We start from the raw sequence: 23,206 nt of genomic DNA, 5'->3' as shown, positions 1-23,206 counted from the left end.
ACAGCAAAATTAATATATTTAGGTGGCCCTTTTTAAATCTACCGACATATCAACTAATTTTCATAGCATTAACAGTCAAATAACTATGATTAATTATCGTTCAACTCGGCTAGCCATGACTGATATATAAGTAATAGCACAGAAGCAGACCAGCTAAAGTTGGTACAGTGCAATCCCTCCCCAGTTAAAGGGTTATAATTCTCGCGGATCGGACTTTGTCCCAATATTCCCTCCCCCTGAACCACCAACTGCTGAGCTAAACTCTGGGCCTTATCATGATAACCGTAATGATCGAGCCCCTGCAGTCCGAATAACGCCTGATCTAACCACACTGGGCCACGCCAATATTTTGCAGCAGCAAAATTCGGACTATCGGCGCTCACCGTTGGAAAGGGAATTAGAGTACCAAATTGCTCAGCGTTTAGGTGACGACCTACCATGATTTTTGCTTGAGCCTCACTCGCCGCTCCAGCCCAAAGTGGGATCCAGCCTTCTACACCTTTACCCTGTTCAAGCATCAACTCACTCCCCGTAGAGGTATAGCGAATATCATAGAAAAAGCCCGACTCAGGATCATACATCTGCATCTGGATCTGCTTAGCAAGCCGAGAGGCCTCCACATCCCACTTTTGCACAGCACTCGCATCAGCTAGTGCTTCGGCCATCTGCTGTAGGAAACGTTTCTCTGCATAGAGGTAGGCGTTTAGATCGACCGACTCTTGTGATACTGAGTAACCCACAAGTTGCCCTCCTTGGTGGTTTTGCCACACATCTATGCCAGCATCCACATCGAACCTAGGTGCATTATCCATACCCGATTCCCACGCAGCCGCTTCGATCACCGCCTCAAGGTTAACCGAACCATCTTCATTAAGGTGCATCGGGTGCAGGTTGGCACCATACTCGGCTAAACCATTATCGTTGTTGTCACGGTTGCGATACCACCACTGATGGTAATCGACCAACTTGGGATACATAGTCTTAAGAAATTCGGTATCTTTATCCTGCAGATAGATCTGCCATACGGCCCAGGCAGCCAAAGGGGGTTTACCGTTGCGCTCATTCCAGTTCCCTCCTTCACCACCTCGATCGGTATTTTTATTGTAGAAAATCGCATCAGGAAGATTACCCGCATCTTGTGGTCGCAGTGGATCTTGTGCCGTAAATTGGTAATCGAACATAGCCAGTACATTGGATTTAGCTAATTCAGGATCGAATCGAGCTAAGGCGACCGCTTGCTTCCAACTATCCCAGGCCCACACACCGTTAAACCACTTATAGGTAATCGAAGGGGTAATTGCATCATGCTGCAACGCCCCCGCCGGACTACGCCAATTGTGCAAGAGAGTCATCATGCTCTTAACGGCGAGTTGGCGAGCACTTTTATCACCTCCCGTTATCACTCTATCTAATCTCGATTGCCACTTAGCGCGATTATCATTGAGCTGACGCGCTATCTTGTTCCAGTCAGGTGCCTGATGCGCGCTACGTTCGGCCTGAGTATGGAAATATCGCTGCGCCGATACAAAGGTATGCTGTTGTCCCGCCTCCAGAGTCAGTGGTTCGGCAAAGGCGTGATAACTTGATTGCTCATTGAGGGTGATCTTCATATCGGTATCGAACCACAGTTCATACTCAGCATCGGCCAGCTGAATTCGCCAAGTTTCCATTACTGGGTTGAGCTGCCAACTAACATGGTTAGCACTTACTTCAGCCTGTTTTATAAGGCGATAATCGGGCTGTGAAGGGAGTGAGTCAAAAGGAGCGCCATGCCATACCAGCTGCCAGGTTTGTGCTTTCGGGGAGAGGTTAATCAGCTCAGTATGAATCACCGCCGTACGGTTATCACTATAGCTCAGGGTCAAGTTCAGCTGAAAATCGGACCAGCGGAACGTCTGCACTAGGGCATCGGGACGACTATAGATCTCGATTCGACTGGCACTATCTAACGCGACAAATTCGTCTTTATCGGTGTCGATCAGCTGCAAGCGTTGCAAGCTATCGCTCAGATGCAAACTGTATTCTTGAGCGATAAACAGAGGGCCGGTAAAACCGCCATAGTAATCGGCATTATCGGGTAGGTGAAATCCATGCCAAGCACCTTGGTCAACATATACTGATCCAATAGCGAGATTGCCCTTACTATCACGTTTTTCCATTGTGGTTGGCGTGCCTTGGTAAGGCAGTAGGTTTTGATAATCGGCAGAATCGAGCGAAGAGAGGCTAGCGGCGCACAGTAGGAGACAAGTTAGCATGAGTTATTGTTATTTTTGAATATTATATCCTAAGTATTGCAGGCTAAAATTTAATCTGCAAGCGAGTTTAACTTTAGTTCACTATCCAGAAACGGCAACGACAATTATCGACTATGGATAACGAAACGCTTGAATTAACAATAAGCCCACCAAGAGATAAGCCTTGATAAACGAATCTACAGTCCTGTGTGGCTGATGTAATTGGCGACCCCATCGAGGAACATCTGCACCGAAATCATCACCAGCACCATCCCCATCAAACGTTCAACTGCGGTTAACCCCTTCTCACCCAATACCTTAGTGAAAACCTTATAGAAGAGCAGGATCACCGCACTCACTCCCCAAGCTGACACAAGCGCTATGGTCCAATCAAACATGCGATCATTATCGGTATGAGCCAGCAAAATTAGCGCGGCTAACACCGAAGGACCAGCCATAAGGGGAATTGCCATCGGCACGATAAATGGCTCTTCACCCGCTGCGAGACCAACCACGCCACCTGGCTGAGGGAAGATCATCCGAATCGCAATCAAGAACAGGATAATACCGCCAGCAATACTCACCGACTCGGTACGCAAATTAAGGAAGTTAAGAATTGCCTCACCCGCAAACAAGAATAGCATCATGATCACTAGAGCAAACAGCAGCTCACGGATCAGCACACGACGGCGCTTCTTCGGCTCAATATGCCGCAATATCGACGCAAATATAGGCAAGTTACCTAGAGGGTCCATAATGAGGAACAACATGACTGCCGCAGAAAAAGTATCCATAGATAAATGCTTCTATTTGCCGTAAAAAATACTATTCTATTAGCTTAACCGATAAATTAACAAATTGACGTCAATAAATACCAGATTAGTTCACAACAAGTGTGCATATAGCGGTAACTGAGTATCAATGTAAATTCAACACAGCACTCTGCTAATTACTTACAAGGCTGGTATACTATGGCGCTTTTTTCGCTCTCGCGGTTTAAATTGGAACTCCATGCTGTATCTATTAGCTAGCTGCATCGCACTATTATTAGGCCCACTGTTTTATCGGTTTTTTTCGACAGGCACTGGGTTACAAAAAGGCCTAGACGGATTTATATTCGTGTCTCTGGGTGGCTTAGTGTTGGTTCATATTCTTCCAGAGCTATTGGAGCATGGCGGGTTTCTCGCGATTATATTTGTGATTATCGGCATATGGGGGCCGACCCTGAGTGAGCGGCTATTCCACCGCTACTCCGAAGTCACCCACAACCTCACCTTAATCTTAGGTATTGGCGGATTGCTACTGCACACCATCACAGATGGTGGAGCGATGATCTTAGCCCAGCAAGACGGCAACTCCCCTTTGCTTGCACTGGGGATCATCCTGCATCGATTACCTGTCGGCGTGGCTATCTGGTGGCTGCTTAAGCCACAAGTTGGCGGACGCTGGGCGATGGCGGTTCTAGTAGCCATGATGCTATTAACCTCTGTGGGTTACTTTGCCGGAGAGCAGCTAATATCTCATCTAACCCTTGAGAATACCGTTTACTTACAAGCATTTGTCACAGGCTCTATTCTACATGTAGTGTTACATCAACCCCATGGTACGCCGGTGGCCGACAAACAGGGCAAGTACGAATACCAAGCTGGGATCGGTAGTTTACTCGGTATTGCCCTGCTATTTTTATTGCTGATGATGGACTCTGGCGGCCACAACCATCACCACAGCCATAGCCACTCAACCGAGCACCTGCTGGACTGGATGCTGACTATTGCGCCCGTTTTACTACTAAGTTATGCCGTAGCGAGCCTGCGTTTCTACTATGGACTCACACCCCACAATAACCAGTTGAGTAAACTTTGGTTACAGCGATTGCTTGGGCCAGAGGCAATCATCATTACCGGCTTGCTGCTTGGTCCTATGTTCGCCCTGATCCAAGCGGTCTCTGTCGCAATTATTGGTTGGCAGCTGACCCGCTGCAATGTTGAGCCTACCGATCCCCACGACCAGCTACCCGATTCACCTTGGCGCTTTGGCTTTGCTCATCTAGTTGACCGCAGTGCACCGTGGATCTTGCTGAGTCTAGTGTTAGCTAATCTGATTGGTCACCCTGCTGTGCCGCTTTCAAGCTCGCTAGTACAGGTCATCGTGTTGTTGCTAGTATTCCTACCGATGCGTTTTTGTAATCTCGGCGCTGCAGTGTTGTCGTTATCCCTAGCTTACAGTGGCTGGACAACCACGGCGGTGATCTTGCCATTAATCGCCGCCCCGATATTTAACTTTGCCCAGCTAAAAATGATGAATTGGAGCCAAAGAACCAGTCTATTTGCACTACTCATTGCATTACTTGGTGCAATTGAGTTGCTGCATCCAAAGTGGCAAGCCATGGTTCATCTGCCTGCAACACTAAACAGTTTCTGCCTAGTGATTGTGGCTATCTTATTCGCTAGCAGCTTACTTCGCCTTGGACCACGAAAGTTCTTAAGTCGACTCATGCTGCTTAAGCCGAAAGCTCATCATCACCAACACTCCCATAATGATGAGCACAGCCATGAGACTAAACATACTCCTGAACATAGCCATGAGGCTAAACAGAGTCATAAACACCAGCATGGGCATGATCACAAGCACCACCATTAACGGCCGCTTCATCTAGTCGACTCTCACTAGCTTTTCTAAGTCATGGGCATTAACCTGTATCCATGACTTAGATTTGAGCTATGTTTATGTGCATCCTATTTGTCGCGTTGCAGACTCACCCACTATTCCCGTTAATCATCTGTGCCAATCGCGATGAGTTTCATCATCGCCCTACAGAGGCCGCCCATTTCTGGCCAACCTCAAGTAACTCAAACAAACTGTTAGCCGGAAAAGACCTAGAAGCCGGTGGCACCTGGCTAGGAGTGAATCAACAGGGCAAGATAGCCGGGCTAACCAATATCCGCGCACCAGAGCTCAATCAAAATGATATGAGAAGTCGTGGGGAGCTGGTATTAAAAGCCTTAGAAGACGATGCTATCAATTATGATTGGTTACAGCTCCATAGCCGTTTCTACAACCCCTTTAATCTGCTCTTTGGCGACGAAAAGCAGCTGCAGTGTTTTAATAGCCGTAGTCAGACACTCACCCAACTCAACCCTGGATTTCACTCCATCAGCAATGGCGCACTCGATGATATCTGGCCCAAGATGGCCCGCGGAACATTAGCGATAGAGCAACACATTGCTGGTAATACGCGTCCCGATGTTGACGCTCTACTCAGCATCATGACTGATAACACCCAGGCACCGGATGAGGGGCTACCCCAGACGGGGGTCAGTTTAGAGTGGGAGCGGCACCTGTCTTCGATCTACATTCAACATCAAGAGTATGGCACTCGCTCAACAAGCATCATCTTGAAGGATAAACAGGGCAAGGTACACTTCACCGAAGTGAGGTATGACGGCAAAGGACGAAACCTAGGCCGCGATGAGTTTACCATCGTGACCAATGAATAGATAAAGCCACGTAATGGTTACTTTAGCTGTTACTTGTGAGCGTGCTTGATAAGATAAAGTGAGCCGACAACCAGCAGTGCTACAGGAATTAGAAAAACCATACTTTTCTCCTTTGTGCCAATCAACATTAGCCATAGATTAACTAATGTCAGTTTATCTCTGTCTTTATCAAGGGCGTTTATATTGCAAAGACAGCAGAGCTTAACGCCCCATATAGATAAATACTCTCGCTAATCCGAGGTATGGTCGTGAGTGATCACCCAACGATCATCGATTTTCTCGACCAATAATGTGAACACACCATTAGGGTTATCTTTAGACCGCTCCAGTGACCAACGACCGACAACAACCGCAGCATAGTTACTGAGCATCTTGATATCTTTAATTGTGAAAGTAAGCGTGCCTAGGGTCGCTTTATCGGGGTAATGTTTCTTATAGGCTGCTAAAGTCTTTTCCCAACCGTAGCTAAATTTACCATTGGAAACGAAACGCATCTTTTCATCATTCCAATAGCCCTGCATATAAGCATCTAAGTCACCGCGATTCCATGCCGCTTGCTGCTCGGCCAAAATATTAGCAATATCATCGGTTGGTACAGCATTAACGTTAAATGCCATGCACAACAATAAGACACTAATTCCTTTTTTAAACATTGCCACTCTCCGATCGGGCTTTATTAGGTGTACTATAACTCAATTATCTCACTGACGTCTTGTCACCAATCCTAGCTAACGGTTGGCTAAAGCCGCAGAAAACATCAATACTAATTGGAAAGGCCGGAAGGTTTTCGTTATATGTTTCAACTATTTTGGAAAGGGCTGCTAAAACTCATCGGCTGGAAAATATCCGGCGAGCTGCCAAAAGATAAACAATTCATTGCTATTGTTGCTCCCCATACCAGTAACTGGGACTTCATCATTGGCGTTATCGCCCGTGGTGCTCTTGGTGCGAAAGTAAACTTTTTAGGCAAACATCAGCTGTTCATTCCACCTTGGGGCTGGTTTTTCAAAGCCATTGGCGGAACCCCAGTCGATAGACGTAAGAGTAATAACCTTGTCGATGCCGTGGCCGAGCTATTTAAAGCCGACCCGACTTTCTGCCTAGCCCTAGCACCAGAGGGGACCCGTAGCCCGGTATCCCGCTGGAAAACTGGCTTTTATCATATCGCCAATAAAGCTCAGGTGCCGATCATCACCGTAGGCCTCGATTTCGGTAAAAAAACTATTGTGATTGCCGAAGGGAAACTCCCCACAGGTGACATCCGACTGGAGATGAATGAGATCATCGACTTTTATCGTTCAATTGAGGGTCGTCACCCTAAAGTGATTCCTGACTTTATCCCGTAGCTATGGTTAAGCTTTCCATGTCAGGTGATTGCTGACTTTATTTCAGAGTTAATTGCCTAAATAATGTCTGGCGGCTATAGTGCTGCCAGACATTCAAAATTGTATAAAATCTATGAGCTTCGATACCTGGTTACTCTATCTACTCGCCATCTTGTTGATTGCCGTCTCTCCCGGCACCATGGCTGTACTGTCTATGGGGCACGGCATTCACTATGGTAAGAGCCGTAGTGTAGCAACGGCATTTGGCAGTGTAACGTCGGCACTACTGCTGATGATGGCCTCTGCCGCGGGCTTAGGCGCACTGCTAAGTGCCACAGAGTATGGCTTTACGGTATTAAAGTGGTGTGGCGCGGCTTATCTGTTGTTTCTAGGTATTAAGTTACTGCTCACCAAAGGCGATGGTAAAGGGCTAGAGCTAAAAACCACAGAAGGTAAAGGCACACCAAAGCAGCTATTCAAACAAGCCTTTCTCGTCGGGATCAGCAACCCCAAAGATCTGCTCTTTTTTGCCGCCCTGTTCCCTCAGTTTATCGACATCAGTGCACCACAAGCTCCGCAGTTGGCTATCTTGGCTGCAACTTGGGCAGTGGTAGATTTCAGCTTCGTGATGATCTACGCCAGCATGGCCAATGTGCTCGCACCAACATTGAAATCAAGCAATAAACTACATTGGTTCGATAGAACCAGTGGTGGAGTATTTGTGGCGCTGGCGGCTATATTAGTCAGCCGTGAAAACTAGTTTTCAATAAGTAAAAATTTCAAATAACGACTTTCTGAGCAGGCAAAGCCTAATTGATGATAACCCGCTACTGAAATAGGTGATTCAAGCCTGAAAAAAAGCCAGCTTTTAAGCTGGCTTTTTGCTGTCTAACCGACTCTGTGCTAATGCTTCAAGCTGCGCACATCCGCTCCTGTTGGGCCCTGGAATACCCTTAGGTCAAACTCCGGCAATATGGCAAACAGATGGTCGAAGATATCGGCTTGGATCCCTTCGTAGAACTCCCAGCGAGTATCGTTAGTGAAGATATAAAGCTCAAGCGGCACGCCCAACTCTGTAGGCGCAAGCTGGCGTACCATTAAGGTCATATCTTTACGGAGCTTATCGTGCTGCTGCAGGTACTCCTGAACATAGGCTCTGAAGGTACCTAGGTTGGTGAGATGGCGGCTATTCACATACATATCGGCATCTTCAACTTGGGCGTTATATGTAATGATCTCCGCCGATTTTGCAGAGAAATAGCCCTTAAGATGATTAATTTTACTCAAACTGCGCATATCATCTTCAGTTAAAAAGCGGACCGATTGAATATCGATCTGCAGCGCACGCTTAATTCTACGACCACCAGATTCTGACATGCCTCGCCAGTTTCTAAAGGAGCCAGAAGTTAAAGAATAGGCAGGAAGCATGGTCAGGGTTTGGTCGAAATTACGCACCTTAACTGTGGTTAACGATACCTCTTCGACGGTACCATTTGCGCCGAAGTTGTCCATCTCGATCCAGTCTCCAGGACTCACCATGCGATTAGCCGCCAGCTGAATACCCGCAACGAAGCCTAAGATAGTATCTCTAAATACCAACATGACTAAACCGGTCGCAACACCTAAACCACTTAGAAAATAGACCGGTGATTGATCTGCCAAAACTGAAATAGAGATGATGATGGCCACAAAGAACATGAAGAGTTTAGCCAGCTGTACAAAGCTCTTGATCGGCAACCTTCGACTGACTAAGTTATAATCAGCAATCTCATTCGCTGCGTCTAAGGCGCTGTAAATAGTACGGATAAATAAAACAACGATAGTGACATCTAGGAGTCGATCCGTCAGGCTGCTAAGAACAGTGTGATCATACAAGGCTAACGGTAACAGAATATTCAAGATAATAACGGGGACAAGTACGGCCATCTTCTCCAATACTTGATGACGCATGAAAATGTCATCCCAATGAGCTTTAGAGCGCAGGATCACCAGATTCATCGTGGTCACGACACCACGTTTTACGAAGAAGTATCCGATAAATGCCACCACAAAACATGCAAACAGCATAATCGTAATCGAAACACCATCAGATGGCTGAGTGTCGATACCAATATTCGTTAACCACTGAGCAATCGCAGCGCGTAATTCCTGATCCAAAGCTATTCTCCAATATTTTCGCGCTCAAGGGAGCACTCAACGAATTAAAACAGTTACAACATAACAAACCACAGGTTTATACATAAATACCACAAACCTCTTTTGTATCAGCCATTTTAGCACTGCGGGTTGACTGTAAACCAAAGATTTAGAACAATCTATCACCATCTGCAAGCCATTTAATTGAGGGAACGATGATTCGATACTTGATAGCCAGCCTAATTGCACTTAGTTGTCACAGCGCCATGGCAAATGACTTCAGTCTAGAACCCGACACTAAGCCCGCCCCTGTGATGGCTATAACTGTAGACTATATTCCTGCCGCAGAAGATATGTACGGCATTACATTAGCTCCCCGGCATTATGATCGCGACTACGCCGACTGGGGCTATTACATAGGCTATGCCCAGAGCAAGAAAGAGGACGTTTATGTTGAGCCACCAGGCGAAGCTTATACTCGCGACACCCTATGGCGCTTTGGTCTAAGCTACACCCTAACCGCGGATCTAAGCCTCTACGGCGGTGCAACCGCTTACAGCACTGAATATTCATCGACCACCAATATCGTGCCTTATGTTGTCGGTGCAGAGCCCGTTTGGGAAACTGAAAAAGATACCACTTGGGGAGCGGAGATTGGCCTACGTTACGTTATCGGTAAACACCTCATGCTAGGCGCTGGCTATAACTCGGCGACAGAATCCGCAGTATTTAGCATTGGTTACTCTATGTAGCTCTAGATGTTGAAAATGTTATAAGCTGCATCATGTATTCCTAATGCTAGATGCAGCATGCTCGAGCTACAATTTCGTCAAACTAGAACAGCAGCCACCTAGGTAGTAAAGCCATTGTAAAGTCAGTAAATTCCAGACTCGAAAGATCACATATTTACTCCTGCCAGTATGAATCCAGCCATACTTTGTCTATGCTAGGGCAATCAACTTAAATAGGTTAATTGCCATGTATAAAGCCCTGCGAACCTACGCCTCAATCGCGTTATTGATATTTTCTGTTCCAGCCCTTGCCGAAGAAGTGGCACGGGTCACTCTAGAAAATGGTGCCACCGTTAAACTCAACGATGACTTCACCTGGGAATATGTGATCCTTGAGAGCCAAACAAAACCAGATACTGCTGTACCTGTCACGCTACCGGCAACGGTCGGCGCAGTGGTTGTAGCTGAAAGTAACGCTCCAACCACAGTAGAGGTAACCCCGACTCCTGCGGCTGCAACCACAGAAACGCTGACCTCCAATGCTATCGCCCAATCGGCACTACTAAAATCGACGGCTAAAGGTGGCGTGAAAGTCAGCTTGCTTAACAGTCAGTGGGACGAGGATGGCCGCCTAGGACTCACTTTCGAGCTTAACAGCAACAGTCCCGAGCACTATGTGATGATTGAGCTAGAGATCAGCCTTTTTGCCGACTCTGGAGCGCTAATAAACAAAGAGACAGTGAAAGTCTGGCAGGCGATATTTAGAATGCCTGACACCTATCTGCGTAAGGGCCAGACTCGCGATAGCCGCATATTCTGGATAGAAGGTATCGACAAGGCTCAGTGGACTAAACAGTTAATGAGCTTAAAAATGGGTGAGATGGACTCAAGAATGTAATCTAATCTCGCACCAATCCCGCAAAAGATTGCGTTAAAAAAGGGCCCTTAGGCCCTTTTATGCAACAAGCTAATTTCATATAACTTATAGGCTTGGCAAAATACCTGTAGGTAGGTAAACGTTATAACTCGCCGTTAGCAGTAAGTCTGTTGCCGCTTCGATATCTGGGCCGAAGAAACGGTCCTTATCATAGTAGGCCACCAGCTCACGTAGCTCGCCCTTCGCCTGTGCCACAGCCTTACTAGGCTGCAGTGGCGCACGGAAATCTAGGCCCTGTGCCGCAGCTAATAGCTCAACCGCCAACACACCACGAGTGTTTTCAGACATGTCACGCAGACGGCGTGCCGCAAAGGTCGCCATTGATACATGGTCTTCTTGGTTTGCCGATGTCGGTAAGCTGTCTACCGATGCTGGGTGCGCGTAGGTCTTGTTCTCAGACGCCAGAGCCGCCGCAGTTACCTGAGCAATCATAAAGCCTGAGTTCACGCCGCCGTTTTCCACTAAGAATGGAGGTAACTTAGACAAGTTCGAGTCGATAAGCAGAGCAATACGACGCTCAGCAATAGAACCTAGTTCGGCGATGGCAATCGCTAAGTTATCAGCCGCCATAGCTACAGGCTCGGCGTGGAAGTTACCGCCCGAGATGATATCGCCAGTATCTTGGAACACCAGTGGATTGTCAGTTACGCCGTTAGCTTCTGTGCCTAGCACTTCTGCGGCATGACGAATTTGGGTTAAACATGCGCCTAGCACCTGAGGCTGACAACGTAGCGAGTATGGGTCCTGCACCTTTTCACAGTTAACGTGATCTAGGCTGATCTCAGACTCATCACCGAGCAGATGACGGAACACCGCCGCCGAATCAATTTGCCCTTTCTGGCCGCGAGCCGCGTGAATGCGTGGATCAAACGGGCTACGACTGCCCATTGCCGCCTCAACACTCATGGCGCCGATTACCGAGCTTGCCGCAAATAGATCTTCAGCGTTAAACAGACCTTCCAACGCCAATGCCGTCGATGCCTGAGTACCGTTAAGCAGGGCTAAGCCCTCTTTCGCAGCTAACTCAATTGGCTTAAGACCGGCAATTTCAAGGCCTTCTGCTGCGGTGATCAACTGGCCTTGGTAGCTCATCTCACCTTCGCCAAGCAGTGGCAAACACATGTGCGATAGCGGCGCTAAGTCGCCCGATGCGCCTACCGAACCTTTCTCTGGTACACATGGGTAAACACCCGCGTTAACCAGTGCAATAAGGAAGTTTATCACCTCTAAACGAATGCCCGAGAAACCACGGCTTAGGGAGTTGATCTTCAATACCATCATCAAGCGCACTGTGGCGTCTTGCATATATTGGCCGGTACCCGCAGCGTGGGACAGTACAATCGAGCGCTGTAGTAGCTGCAGATCATCGGCGGCAATCTTAGTGTTTGCCAGTAGGCCAAAACCCGTGTTGATGCCGTAAACCGTGCGGCCTTCATCCAATACCTGCTGCACTAAACCTGCGCTGGTGTTGATATCGGCGATGGCGCTTTCGGCCAGCTCTAATGTCACCTTGCCACGGCTGATCTCGCGGATTTGCGCTAGGGTTAAGGTACCCGGAGTTAATACTAAATGACTCATGTTAATGCCTCTTATTCTTATACTGCTCTACACGAGCGGCTTATAGCATTGGCAGGTCTAGACCCTGCTCTTTTGCACAATTTTTAGCGATATCGTAGCCCGCGTCAGCGTGACGCATCACGCCTGTTGCAGGGTCATTCCACAGTACGCGGCCTAAGCGCGCTGCAGCGTCATCGGTGCCATCGGCCACAATCACCACACCTGAGTGTTGGCTAAAGCCCATACCCACACCACCACCGTGGTGTAGCGACACCCAAGTTGCGCCACTTGCGGTATTCAATAGTGCATTCATCAGCGGCCAATCCGATACCGCGTCAGAGCCGTCGAGCATAGATTCAGTTTCGCGGTTAGGGCTGGCAACAGAGCCTGAGTCTAAGTGGTCGCGACCAATTACTACTGGTGCTGATAGCTCGCCATTTTTAACCATCTCGTTAAAGGCTAATGCTAGACGGGCACGGTCTTTTAACCCTACCCAACAGATGCGTGATGGCAGACCTTGGAAGGCGATACGCTCACGCGCCATATCCAGCCAGTTGTGCAGATGTGGGTTATCAGGAATAAGCTCTTTTACTTTGGCATCTGTCTTGTAGATGTCTTCTGGGTCGCCTGAAAGCGCAGCCCAGCGGAATGGACCAATACCCTCACAGAATAGCGGGCGTACATAGGCTGGCACGAAACCTGGGAAGTCGAATGCGTTTTCAACCCCCTCTTCGAATGCCATCTGACGGATATTATTACCGTAATCGGTCGTTGCCGCGCCTGCAGCTTGCAGTGCTAGCATCGCCTTAACTTGTACAGCCATCGACTGCTTAGCCGCCTTAACGACTGCCGCCTCGTCTTTTTTACGCATCTCGGCAGCATATTCTAGTGTCCAGCCCTGTGGCAGGTAGCCGTTTAACGGATCATGAGCAGAGGTTTGGTCGGTCACCACATCAGGGGTAATACCACGCTCGACTAGCTCGGCAAATACATCGGCAGCGTTAGCAAGTAGACCAACCGATACAGGCTTACCGCTGTTGTTGGCTTCATCGATCATCGCTAAGGCTTCATCTAAGCTTGTGGCTTTCTTGTCGACATAACGAGTACGGAGACGGAAATCGATACGGGTCTCGTCCACTTCACACGTCAGCACAGAATAACCCGCCATGGTGCCAGCAAGAGGCTGCGCGCCGCCCATGCCACCTAAGCCGCCAGTCAAGATCCACTTACCTGCAGATGAACCATTGAAGTGCTTTTTAGCCATAGCAACGAAAGTCTCGTAAGTACCTTGAACGATACCTTGCGAGCCGATGTAGATCCAAGAACCAGCCGTCATCTGGCCGTACATGGCCAAGCCTTTCTTATCTAACTCGTTAAAGTGTTCCCAGTTAGCCCAATGTGGCACTAGGTTTGAGTTAGCGATGATGACGCGTGGAGCATTGTTGTGAGTTTTAAATACGCCAACCGGCTTACCCGACTGCACTAATAGCGTTTCGTCATCTTCAAGGCGTTGCAATACTTCAACGATTTTGTCGTAGCATTCCCAGTCACGGGCTGCACGGCCGATACCACCGTAAACCACTAGGTCTTCAGGACGCTCGGCAACATCAGGATGCAGGTTATTCATCAACATACGCATCGGTGCTTCGGTCAGCCAGCTCTTACAACTTAGCTTTGTTCCTGTCGGCGCTATAATGCGACGGCTTGGATCGTGTCTCTTATCCATCGGTACTACCTCGTTCAATTTGTTTTTGTGTTTTTCTTATCAGCTTATTTTTACTGTCTTTTTTATTTTCGTAGAGCCTTGTTACTTGTGGAGCTGTGAGCAACTGACAGCGAGCAACTGATTTAGTTAACAAATGGCCTAGCTCGCCACAGGCGTTAACTAAAAGTCAGATGACCCCCTAATCTAAATCGACTTCCCGGGTGCACTAAGCGTGCAAAACTCACCACACCTTGGCGTGACCAAGTACGGCGGGTGATCTGTAAACAGGGCTCTGTGGCGGCAATATCTAATAACGCCAACTGAGCAACATCGGCCATTTTGGCCTCGATGGTGTGTTTCGCTTCTGTCAGCGGCGCCACCATCGACAGGTACTCGTGAGGCGTCTGCTGGGTAAAATCTTGGGCTAAATAGTCAGGCACTAGCTTAGGATTTACGAAACGTTCCTCTAACTGCAGCGGTGTGCCCTGCTCACAATGTACCAATATTGACTGATACACTTGGCTCCCCTCTTCAAGACCCAGAGCAATGGCAATGGCACCCGTTGCCTTAGTTGTTGTGAGCAATACTTGTTGCACACTGTAGCCATGGCCACGGTCTTTTATCTCATCGGCAATATTGCGGATCGCCATCATCGAAGACTGACTCTTAAGACCTGCAACGAAGGTTCCTAAGCCTTGTGAACGCTCCAGCACACCCGATTCGGTTAACTCAGTTACGGCGCGACGTGCCGTCATGCGGCTACAATTAAACAACTCGGCTAATTGATTTTCAGATGGCACACGACTGTCTTCAGCCCATTCACCAGACTCAATTTGCGCTAAAATATATTGCTTAATCTCTTCAAACTTTGGCGTTGCCATTAACCTTCCCACTGCAGCTAAACTTGCGAACAACTATTTACATGCTTAAAAACTCGGCTACAATCCTAGCTTGTATATACAAGTAAATACAAGCTGGCTCACAAATTATTTTTAGTGCTAGTATTCAACCACTGCAAAAACAACCAAAAAAGAGAACTGCATCATGTCGTGGGATCAAGTCTGGATAGATATCAATATCGCTACAATGTCGCCGAATATTTCAGAGCCTTACGGCGCAATCACCGATGCAGCACTGGCCGTGCAAGATGGCAAAATTGCCTGGATAGGCAAACGTAGCGAACTGCCAGAGTTTGATGTCTTCGCCACACCAATCTACAAAGGCAAAGGTGGCTGGATCACACCAGGCTTAATTGATGCCCACACTCATTTAGTATTTGCAGGCAACCGTGCCAATGAGTTTGAACTGCGTCTAAAGGGGGCCAGTTATGAAGAGATCGCCCGCAGTGGTGGCGGCATTATCTCCACCGTTAACGCCTGCCGCGAAGCCGATGAAGCCGAGCTGTTTGAGCTTGGCCGCCAGCGCCTAAACGCGCTAGCCAAAGAGGGCGTGACCACGGTAGAGATAAAATCGGGTTACGGTCTCGATATCGAAACCGAGCTGAAAATTTTGCGGGTTGCCCGCGAGCTAGGTAAGCATCACCATGTGGACGTTAAAACCACCTTCTTAGGCGCCCATGCGATACCGCCTGAATATAAAAATGATAGCGATGCCTATGTGGACCTAGTGATCAACGAGATGCTACCCCGCGTTATTGCAGAAAACCTTGCCGATGCCGTGGATGTGTTTTGCGAGAACATCGCCTTCAACCTAGAGCAAACAGAGCGAGTACTAACCGCCGCTATCGATGCTGGACTCGACATCAAGCTGCACGCCGAGCAATTATCTAACATGGGCGGCTCCGCCATGGCAGCGAAGCTTGGGGCAAAGTCGGTGGATCACATCGAATACCTAGATGAAGACGGCGTCAAAGCCCTGAGCGAAAGCGGCACCTGCGCAACCTTGCTCCCTGGTGCATTTTACTTTTTACGTGAAACCCAGCACCCACCAATCGACCTATTACGTAAATACAAGGTGCCTATGGTGGTCGCCAGCGACTATAACCCCGGCTCATCACCGCTTTGCTCAAGCCTATTGATGCTCAACATGGCTTGTACTCTGCTGCGCCTAACCCCAGAAGAAGCATTAGCGGGCATGACGCGTAATGCTGCCAAGGCGTTAGGCATTGATGATCATGTGGGTGTGTTAGAGGTCGGCATGACCGCCGATTTCTGTCTGTGGAATATCAGCACCCCAGCGGAATTAGCTTACACCTATGGCGTGGGGGCGTGTGTGGATGTGGTTAAGAATGGCAACCTCGTACACCAGTAGAGTGTGATGCCTGAGCGATGAGGCATGTTCATCGTTTTTAGGGTGTTTAAGGTGTCATCATTTGGCTATGGTGGCTTCAGCCTTTATGGTGTGTAGCCTTGACCTGCTGCGTTGCGAATTACCTCAGGTGTGACTTTCTGCATCGGGTGCAGCTAATGACCTACGGTCGGCGCATGTGCAGACGCTTCTTAGGCACGGTGAGTAAAGCGAAGCTTTGAGCTACGAACGAGAAGCATGGATGCTGAACTGGCCATTAGATATGGATATCGTTGCAAGTACGTCCCAGAAAGCAAGGCAGCTTAACTGTTTCTACTTTGTGTATCTAATCACCTCTATTATGGCTTTCTGGATCTGATGCAGCTAATTACCTGCGGTCGGCGTATGTGCAGACGCTTCTTAGGCGCGCTGCAAGTACATCCATGTAAGCTCTACGATGGCATCCATGCCATCAAAGGCCTAAGCCGCATCTACACTTGGTTTGAAAAACACCACCCTTGAAGTTATGCGTTTACCGAAAGAAGAACGAGAATAAAACTAACACTCACTCAGAAGTCACAGGAAACACCAGTTCCCCATCGGAGTTGCCGAAGTGCGTAGATAAAAATGCCGTAGAACCATCATGGATGATGGTTCAGGCTCAGCGGAGGCATGACCGCTCATTAGCATCCATGCTATCGCGGCATTTGTGAATCCATTCACATCAGATGTCCCATCTGGGCCGTTAGGCGATTTTTATTGGAGCATGAGGCCCGTATCTAATGCATGTAACTTCGTCGGGGCGGCAAGGGTGATCCAAGAGGGGATTGCTGTTGATCCCCTTTTGGCCGAGTGTGAGCTGGAAGCTCACGACCTTTATCAAGCGCAGCTTGATCGCTTATAAAGCCAGGGGTGGCGTATAGCCCATAAATTTTTATCAAACGAAGTTTGATCGATTTAAAAAATTGAAATCCACATGACACAAAAAACAGCCAAAGTTTGAAAAATCAAACCTCACTATGAGGCAGATAACAATTACCATTGTATAATCACCACAAAGAAACTAACCCTCTGATAAATGTCTAAATACTTATCCCAGCTACTCATACTATTCTGCGGCGTAACCGCTATCGCCATAGCGAATCACGCAGCCGCTAACAGTAGCAAATTAGACTTGAGCAGCTACGATGCCGATGTCGCGGCATTGCTACTGGAATATCAAGGGCAAGACTCTTACTCAAGGCCAATTGTGCCATCGGTGTTGGTGTATAAAGATACCGAGCAAGCCTCGACCTACGTCGACTTTAAACGGGGTTTGATCTTGGTGGAAACCCGTACTAAAGCGCAGCTTAAAGAGGCTGTGGTGCAAGTATTATTAACCCAAATTGATCCAACCGTTATCGACGCGCAAACTGCTGAAGACTTTGGTTTGATCAGCAAAAAGAAGAAGCCATTTTTCTGGGGGCAAGTGCTCGATAGAGAGGGCAAGGCGATTGAGTTTGAGTGGCGTGCATCGCGCTATGCCGATTACTTAGTTAACCGCAGCAAGCGAGTTAACTCTCGCTTTCAAGTCGCGATTCATATGGTGAAAGAGCATACCCAAATTGCCGGTAATAAGTATATTAACTATGCCCGCAGTGCTAGCCGCAAACACGGAGTTAGCACAGATTTAATTATGGCGATAATCGAGACTGAAAGCTCATTTAACCCACTGGCACGTTCGCGCTCCAATGCACTTGGTTTAATGCAAATTAAAGCCAATACCGCAGGCCGTGACTATTTCAGCTTACTTCAAGGCTATAAACATACGCCATCATCGGCTTACCTCTATGATCCCGCTAAGAATATCGAAGTGGGTACCGGCTATCTAAAGATCCTCTCAAGCCGCTACCTTGCAGGGATTAAGCACCCAAAGAAACGTGAGTACGCGGTTATCTCCAGTTACAACGGCGGCGCGGGTAACCTGTGGAAGAGCCTAGATCCTCGTGGCAATCGCACTAAGGCGCTGGCACGGATAAACAAGATGACCGTCAGCGAATTTTATTGGTTTTTGACTAATCGCCATAACCGCCAAGAAACACGTAACTACTTAAAGAAAGTCAGTAGTAGACAGAAAAAGTATCTTTAATTCAGTAATGAAAATAACTCCCTACTGATGATACTCGGTCCACCTTTAACCATAAAAAACGATAGCCAATAGGCTATCGTTTTTATCTGTCCCAGAGCGAATCATTTAAAGCTTGCTCTGCTCCTTATATTTGGCCAACTTGTTTGTGTACTTATTTTGATAAAAAGGATGATCGGTAATATCCAATGCTAAGGCTTGGTATTTTATCGCTAGCTCAATTTCCCCCATTTTAGCGTAAGCATCTGCAACCGCGTCATAGGCGATATACGCTTGTGGATCGTCGCTAATAGCCACTTTATATACTGCAATCGCCTTGCTTGGGTCAGCCTCAAGATGCGCATCACCTAACTTAATCAACGAACTGGTAGCAGGCACTTTAAAGCCATATTTCTGCTCAGATAAAAACTGATAGTGCGCCACAATTGCCTGTGGGCCTTGCTTAGAAATCTCTGAATCTGCGGCTAACACTCGGTGGTAATCATCGAACAAGGCCTCAATGGCATGAGCCGTGGCGAGTACGGGTTGAGTCATATAGTAACTGCCGTCAAAGCGTTTGACCCGGTAATCCAGTGCCTCATTAGCGCTATTTTTTATGATGGCTTCCATCTGTGAAAATGCGTCAAGTTGGCGCTGCTCAAAACCGCTATCACTGGTACTCATAAACAAGAATCGTGGTTTTCCCCGCATGGCGGCGAGCTTTTTCGGCGCATCCTTAATGACATAGGCAAAGTCTTTACTCAGCACAGGGCTTGCCACAAAGTAGGCATTAAACAGACTGGGGCGATTGATTAGGGTATAAAGCCCAAGCCCTGCATTACCAGTAAAGCCATTTAAGATGCGAAAGCCATTGGTGCGGTATTGCTTGTCGATAGCTGGCAGCAGATCTTGCTCAAAATAGTCGAGGAGCTGTTGGTTACCTTGCTCTTCAATGGCTAAGGTTTTTAGCTCTCCTAAACCTTGATGGCCATCTGGCGCAGTCACAATAATAGTCTCTAACCAGGGCCAATCGCCGTTATGGCTCATCCAATCCTGCATTCCAGCCAACAGAGCATGACTTCTTGGATGAAAATCGAATAACACCACATATTGTTTATTCGGCTTTTTTCCATAGCTGGCAGGCAGTGTCACCTTAAACTCAGCGGGAACTGTCATGTCGGAGTTAACCGTTAGTGTTTCAATCTCGAAACCTTGTTCATTTGCAGCTGAAAGCGACGCAATACTCCAGCCTACTAGAAAAATTAAACAACGGAAAAGCATCCCTTTAACCATTTTTTATATATCCATATTGTCATTTATAAAATCACTTACCAAGTTGACATTAAGAAATCTCTGATTCGCTCTTTGTCAGTTTCTGTATAACACGAAACCATTTCACCGCATGTTCTGCCGCGCAGCAGAGTGCCTGTAGCACGACTTGCATCAGGGGGCGTCTTTCTCATTAAAGCAATATGATAGCTAAATACCTCTTGTAGATCTGGAGCATGCACCTCGATAACTTCCATCTCACCTTTGGGTGAAACAAGACCAGCAGAGCTATCATTTACCTCACTATTTAATTCTATATCTAATTTAACAGTGCTCAGATCTGACAATAGCTGTACAGTATCTGGGTGCCCAGCTTCGTATGACTTCATTAGGTAGGCTTTAGCTTTTTCGAGATCCCTAGGTATAAGCTCTCCCTCCCAATGCAGCAAACCGAGAAGATGCGTAGCCTCATTTAGGTTGGAGCGATTAGCATCACGTAGATAACGCATAGCCTTATCAACATGCTGATACTTCCCCTCTTGTAAATAGATAATCGCAGCTTTGTATTCTGCAAAAGGATTGTCATATTTCGCAGCTCGTCGATACCATTTAGTGGCTAAACGCCTGTCCACATCAATACCATAACCAATACGGTACATTTCAGCGAGTGTATACATAGCATCTGAATGCCCGTAGCGACTCAATGTTTTGTACTCTTTAAAATTTCTTTCACATTCAACCGCTTGGCATGGTTCAACAAAGACAGGGACTGCGCTAACCTTCGTTTTAGCGACGGCATAATTGATATTAAAAGCAAATGCAGTCATGAATAAACAAAGGTAAAACATATTTCCGTGTCGCATCATAAAACTCCTTCCTTTGAATTTTTCAGATGAAAATAAGTATTATATCCAACCAATTTTAAGTCAAATATCACAGCACATCTTCGCAAGTAGATAAATAACACTGCCTATTCGAAACCAAATAATAATTACACTAGCCAAAGCAGGTAATTCAGCTTAGGATCTGAGCAATAACAGATCTCGACTAATTAGAGTAACCAATCAAGTTTAATCAGTGTGATTGGTACAATGTACATTGCGGAGTGACCAAATATTATGGGTATCAGAGCCATTGTTGTAGATACAGCCGGTACGACTACTGACCTTAACTTTATTGAAGATGTACTTTTTCCTTATTCAGCTAAGGCCTTACCCGCTTTTCTTGAAGAAAATCAAAATAATGTACTTGTAGAAAACTGCATTTGCGATGTGCAAGATATTGCACTTGAACCTGATGCTGATCTTGCTCGTGTCACTGAAATTTTGCTGCAGTGGATTAAAGAAGACCGCAAAGCCACGCCTCTGAAAACCATCCAAGGTTTGATCTGGAAACAGGGCTATGCCAATGGCGAATTTAAGGGCCATATCTTCCCTGACTTTATTGAAGCGCTAGATGGCTACAAGCAGCAAGGTTTACGTGTTTATAGCTTCTCTTCAGGCTCTGTTGAAGCGCAAAAGCTATTGTTTAGCCACAGTGATGCGGGCGATCTCAACGATAAGTTTAATGGCCACTTTGACACTCGCACTGGTAACAAGCGTTTCAAGCAAGCTTACTGCAATATCGTCAACACCATCAGCCTAAGCCCTAAGCAGATTCTGTTTGTCTCTGATGTGCTAGAAGAGCTAAAGGCTGCCAATGAAGCAGGCTTAAATGTAGTGCAGATGGTTCGTGATGATAGCCAGCGTACAGGCGACTTTAAAACCATCAGTAGCTTTGCAGAGTTAAGCATTTAAGCTGCTGCGGACTTAACTAAAGGCATTCTTTTGAATGCCTTTTTTGTTATTTACCATATCGACGCTCTAACCTCTGCCAATTCTCACTTTGACGCTGATACTCCTCCTCACAAAATTGACCTCTATCAGACTCCACTACAGAACGAGATAGCAACTCGGCATATTTCTTAGGATCACTACCATAAATTAAGCACACGGTAGCGTAATAGCGCTGGGCGTCTAAGCTATGTTCGTCACTAAAGTCATCTTCAACCAGTTCATCAATCTCTTCGTCTTCAAGAGCAAACAGATCGGCTGCACTTAACGCAATCTCTGCACCTTGCTCAAAAGCATTAATAAGTAACAATGTCGCTAAGGTATCTACCGCATCCTCTTCTCGTCCCAGCACTATCACCTCATTGGCATAAATATAAGCGTGGCCATATTCATGGCCTAAGGTATGCAAAAGCGCATCTTGAGTGGCGACTTTTGGACTGACTCCAGTTTGTTGATATTCATCTGTGGTAAAGCGATTAAGTACTTCTGTCACAAAGTTATAAGGGATTTGAATTTGCATTAACTCAGGATCAAACAAGGGACCGTCTTGTGCGCCATAAACCACGGTTAATTTATGTTGCATAGGCAAAGCCTGATACAGTTGCTGCAACTGCGGCTCAATATTTTTAATTAACCGATAAGCGAGCAACTCTTGGCGGGTTTGGGCTTCAACAAACTGATTTACCGTTGTGGCTTGGGCTGCTTGCCCAATACATAACATCAAGCCTGCTATTAGCAATTTGACTATTCTTTGCATATTTCTCGACTTCCTCTCTCACCTTGTTGCCTGATAAACATGCTGTTATGCTGGCTAAAAGTTAAACGAACATTTAAATAATCACATTACTCAACTAGAGATCATTATGGACAAGTTTCTCGAGCAATATCCAATTAACACCCAAATAGTCGTGGCTTGGGGCGAGATGGATGCCCTGCAACATGTCAACAATGTGGTTTACTTCCGCTATTTTGAAACCGCTCGAATCGATTTTTTTAACCAAATAAACTTGCTCGACGAACTACAAACTACAGCCGTTGGCCCTGTGATCAGTGAAAACCAAGCGCGCTATAAGCGCCCGGTTACCTTTCCCGACACCTTAACTGTTGGCGTTAGCATCAATGATATTAAAGATGACCGGTTTATGATGCACTACAGCGTTTATAGTCAGAGTCAGCAGGCAGTCACCACCTTAGGCTCATCACTGGTGGTGATGTTTAACTTTAAAACCGGGAAAAAAGCTAAGCTCACACCAACACTGATCGATGCATTAAAAACATACCAACAAGCATAAACAGAGTGCAATAAACAGCAATAATAGAACGAAAATGAAGGAGCATCACAATGACTGAAGTGATTCATTTAAGCGACGAGAGCCGCTTCGTTATTAACATTGAAGGTGCTCAAGCGGTACTCGCTTACGAAATATATGATGGTGACAGTCCTAATTCTCACCACTGTAACTTCAATAACACCTATGTGCCGCCTCAGCTTCGTGGAAAAGGGTTAGCTGAAAAACTGGTTCGCCATGGGCTTAAATGGGCCAAGGCTGAGGGGTTTGAGATTGAAGCTAGCTGTTGGTATGTGCAGAAGTTTTTAAGCAAAGCCTAATTTTCCCGCCAAAAGCTGTTTGG

The 23,206-nt window shown here is 46.9% G+C and carries 22 protein-coding genes; 12 read left to right on the top strand and 10 right to left on the bottom strand.

Features of this window, described 5'->3' with window-relative positions:
• Positions 1-89: 89 nt before the first annotated feature.
• Both JMA39_RS20305 and JMA39_RS20300 read right to left on the bottom strand, forming a co-directional pair.
• Positions 90-2,255, bottom strand: coding sequence for an MGH1-like glycoside hydrolase domain-containing protein (locus JMA39_RS20305; RefSeq protein ID WP_202723711.1), 2,166 nt, complete (start codon positions 2,253-2,255; stop codon positions 90-92).
• Positions 2,256-2,431: 176 nt separating this feature from the next.
• Positions 2,432-3,028, bottom strand: coding sequence for a YhgN family NAAT transporter (locus JMA39_RS20300; protein ID WP_202723710.1), 597 nt, complete (start codon positions 3,026-3,028; stop codon positions 2,432-2,434).
• A 217-nt stretch (positions 3,029-3,245) separates the two neighbouring features.
• Between JMA39_RS20300 and JMA39_RS20295 the strand changes: the two genes are divergently transcribed.
• Positions 3,246-4,874: a metal transporter gene (locus tag JMA39_RS20295; protein WP_202723709.1), complete on the top strand. Its 1,629-nt coding sequence runs from the start codon at positions 3,246-3,248 to the stop codon at positions 4,872-4,874.
• Between the two features lie 86 nt (positions 4,875-4,960).
• Positions 4,961-5,731 (top strand): NRDE family protein, encoded by a 771-nt coding sequence (locus JMA39_RS20290; protein ID WP_202723734.1) that lies wholly within the window; start codon positions 4,961-4,963, stop codon positions 5,729-5,731.
• A 230-nt stretch (positions 5,732-5,961) separates the two neighbouring features.
• Here the strand turns inward: JMA39_RS20290 and JMA39_RS20285 are convergent, their stop codons facing one another.
• Positions 5,962-6,384, bottom strand: coding sequence for a YybH family protein (locus tag JMA39_RS20285; RefSeq protein WP_202723708.1), 423 nt, complete (start codon positions 6,382-6,384; stop codon positions 5,962-5,964).
• Positions 6,385-6,525: 141 nt separating this feature from the next.
• Between JMA39_RS20285 and JMA39_RS20280 the strand changes: the two genes are divergently transcribed.
• Both JMA39_RS20280 and JMA39_RS20275 read left to right on the top strand, forming a co-directional pair.
• A complete protein-coding gene (locus JMA39_RS20280) occupies positions 6,526-7,077 on the top strand; it encodes a lysophospholipid acyltransferase family protein (RefSeq protein ID WP_202723707.1) in 552 nt (183 codons plus the stop codon).
• Positions 7,078-7,189: 112 nt separating this feature from the next.
• Positions 7,190-7,816: a LysE family translocator gene (locus JMA39_RS20275; RefSeq protein WP_202723706.1), complete on the top strand. Its 627-nt coding sequence runs from the start codon at positions 7,190-7,192 to the stop codon at positions 7,814-7,816.
• 143 nt (positions 7,817-7,959) lie between these two features.
• On the opposite strand, the gene JMA39_RS20270 is transcribed toward JMA39_RS20275, so the two are convergent.
• Positions 7,960-9,213 carry a mechanosensitive ion channel family protein gene (locus tag JMA39_RS20270; RefSeq protein ID WP_202723705.1) on the bottom strand — a complete coding sequence of 418 codons (1,254 nt, stop codon included), beginning with the start codon at positions 9,211-9,213 and terminating at the stop codon, positions 7,960-7,962.
• A 194-nt stretch (positions 9,214-9,407) separates the two neighbouring features.
• On the opposite strand from JMA39_RS20270, the gene JMA39_RS20265 reads away from it, so the two are divergent.
• Together JMA39_RS20265 and JMA39_RS20260 are read left to right on the top strand one after the other, a co-directional pair.
• On the top strand, positions 9,408-9,944 hold the full coding sequence (locus tag JMA39_RS20265; RefSeq protein WP_202723704.1) for a TonB-dependent receptor: 537 nt from the start codon (positions 9,408-9,410) through the stop codon (positions 9,942-9,944).
• A 226-nt stretch (positions 9,945-10,170) separates the two neighbouring features.
• Entirely contained in the window at positions 10,171-10,821 is a 651-nt protein-coding gene (locus tag JMA39_RS20260; protein ID WP_202723703.1) for a DUF3157 family protein, read from the top strand.
• 84 nt (positions 10,822-10,905) lie between these two features.
• On the opposite strand, the gene hutH is transcribed toward JMA39_RS20260, so the two are convergent.
• From hutH to hutC, 3 genes are all read right to left on the bottom strand, one after another.
• Positions 10,906-12,438, bottom strand: coding sequence for a histidine ammonia-lyase (gene hutH, locus JMA39_RS20255; protein WP_202723702.1), 1,533 nt, complete (start codon positions 12,436-12,438; stop codon positions 10,906-10,908).
• Between the two features lie 40 nt (positions 12,439-12,478).
• Complete coding sequence (gene hutU, locus JMA39_RS20250) at positions 12,479-14,143, bottom strand: urocanate hydratase (RefSeq protein WP_202723701.1); 1,665 nt, start codon at positions 14,141-14,143, stop codon at positions 12,479-12,481.
• A 155-nt stretch (positions 14,144-14,298) separates the two neighbouring features.
• Positions 14,299-15,003, bottom strand: coding sequence for a histidine utilization repressor (hutC, locus tag JMA39_RS20245; RefSeq protein WP_202723700.1), 705 nt, complete (start codon positions 15,001-15,003; stop codon positions 14,299-14,301).
• A gap of 163 nt (positions 15,004-15,166) precedes the next feature.
• On the opposite strand from hutC, the gene hutI reads away from it, so the two are divergent.
• The 3 genes from hutI (at position 15,167) to JMA39_RS20230 (ending at position 18,497) form a co-directional block, all read left to right on the top strand.
• On the top strand, positions 15,167-16,393 hold the full coding sequence (hutI, locus tag JMA39_RS20240) for an imidazolonepropionase (protein WP_202723699.1): 1,227 nt from the start codon (positions 15,167-15,169) through the stop codon (positions 16,391-16,393).
• A 685-nt stretch (positions 16,394-17,078) separates the two neighbouring features.
• Positions 17,079-17,273: a hypothetical protein gene (locus JMA39_RS20235; RefSeq protein ID WP_202723735.1), complete on the top strand. Its 195-nt coding sequence runs from the start codon at positions 17,079-17,081 to the stop codon at positions 17,271-17,273.
• Positions 17,274-17,447: 174 nt separating this feature from the next.
• The gene (locus tag JMA39_RS20230; protein ID WP_202723698.1) at positions 17,448-18,497 is read left to right on the top strand and encodes a murein transglycosylase domain-containing protein; all 1,050 of its coding nucleotides are present in this window, start codon (positions 17,448-17,450) and stop codon (positions 18,495-18,497) included.
• Between the two features lie 105 nt (positions 18,498-18,602).
• Here JMA39_RS20230 and JMA39_RS20225 read toward each other — a convergent pair whose 3' ends face one another.
• A complete protein-coding gene (locus tag JMA39_RS20225) occupies positions 18,603-19,766 on the bottom strand; it encodes an alpha/beta hydrolase-fold protein (protein WP_202723697.1) in 1,164 nt (387 codons plus the stop codon).
• Positions 19,767-19,801: 35 nt separating this feature from the next.
• The gene (locus tag JMA39_RS20220) at positions 19,802-20,608 is read right to left on the bottom strand and encodes a tetratricopeptide repeat protein (RefSeq protein ID WP_237732948.1); all 807 of its coding nucleotides are present in this window, start codon (positions 20,606-20,608) and stop codon (positions 19,802-19,804) included.
• 252 nt (positions 20,609-20,860) lie between these two features.
• On the opposite strand from JMA39_RS20220, the gene mtnC reads away from it, so the two are divergent.
• A complete protein-coding gene (gene mtnC, locus JMA39_RS20215; RefSeq protein WP_202723696.1) occupies positions 20,861-21,538 on the top strand; it encodes an acireductone synthase in 678 nt (225 codons plus the stop codon).
• Positions 21,539-21,584: 46 nt separating this feature from the next.
• Here mtnC and JMA39_RS20210 read toward each other — a convergent pair whose 3' ends face one another.
• Positions 21,585-22,331 (bottom strand): DUF4344 domain-containing metallopeptidase, encoded by a 747-nt coding sequence (locus JMA39_RS20210; protein WP_202723695.1) that lies wholly within the window; start codon positions 22,329-22,331, stop codon positions 21,585-21,587.
• A 106-nt stretch (positions 22,332-22,437) separates the two neighbouring features.
• Here JMA39_RS20210 and JMA39_RS20205 point away from each other — a divergent pair, with 106 nt between their 5' ends.
• Both JMA39_RS20205 and JMA39_RS20200 read left to right on the top strand, forming a co-directional pair.
• Positions 22,438-22,866 carry an acyl-CoA thioesterase gene (locus JMA39_RS20205; protein WP_202723694.1) on the top strand — a complete coding sequence of 143 codons (429 nt, stop codon included), beginning with the start codon at positions 22,438-22,440 and terminating at the stop codon, positions 22,864-22,866.
• 50 nt (positions 22,867-22,916) lie between these two features.
• Entirely contained in the window at positions 22,917-23,183 is a 267-nt protein-coding gene (locus JMA39_RS20200) for a GNAT family N-acetyltransferase (protein ID WP_202723693.1), read from the top strand.
• Positions 23,184-23,206 lie beyond the last annotated feature (23 nt).

Origin of the sequence: Shewanella schlegeliana, assembly GCF_016765635.1 — a bacterium.
Taxonomy (GTDB): Bacteria; Pseudomonadota; Gammaproteobacteria; order Enterobacterales; family Shewanellaceae; genus Shewanella; species Shewanella schlegeliana.
The sequence above is the reverse complement of the archived record's forward strand: the minus strand, read 5'-3'. Positions and strand labels throughout refer to the sequence as shown.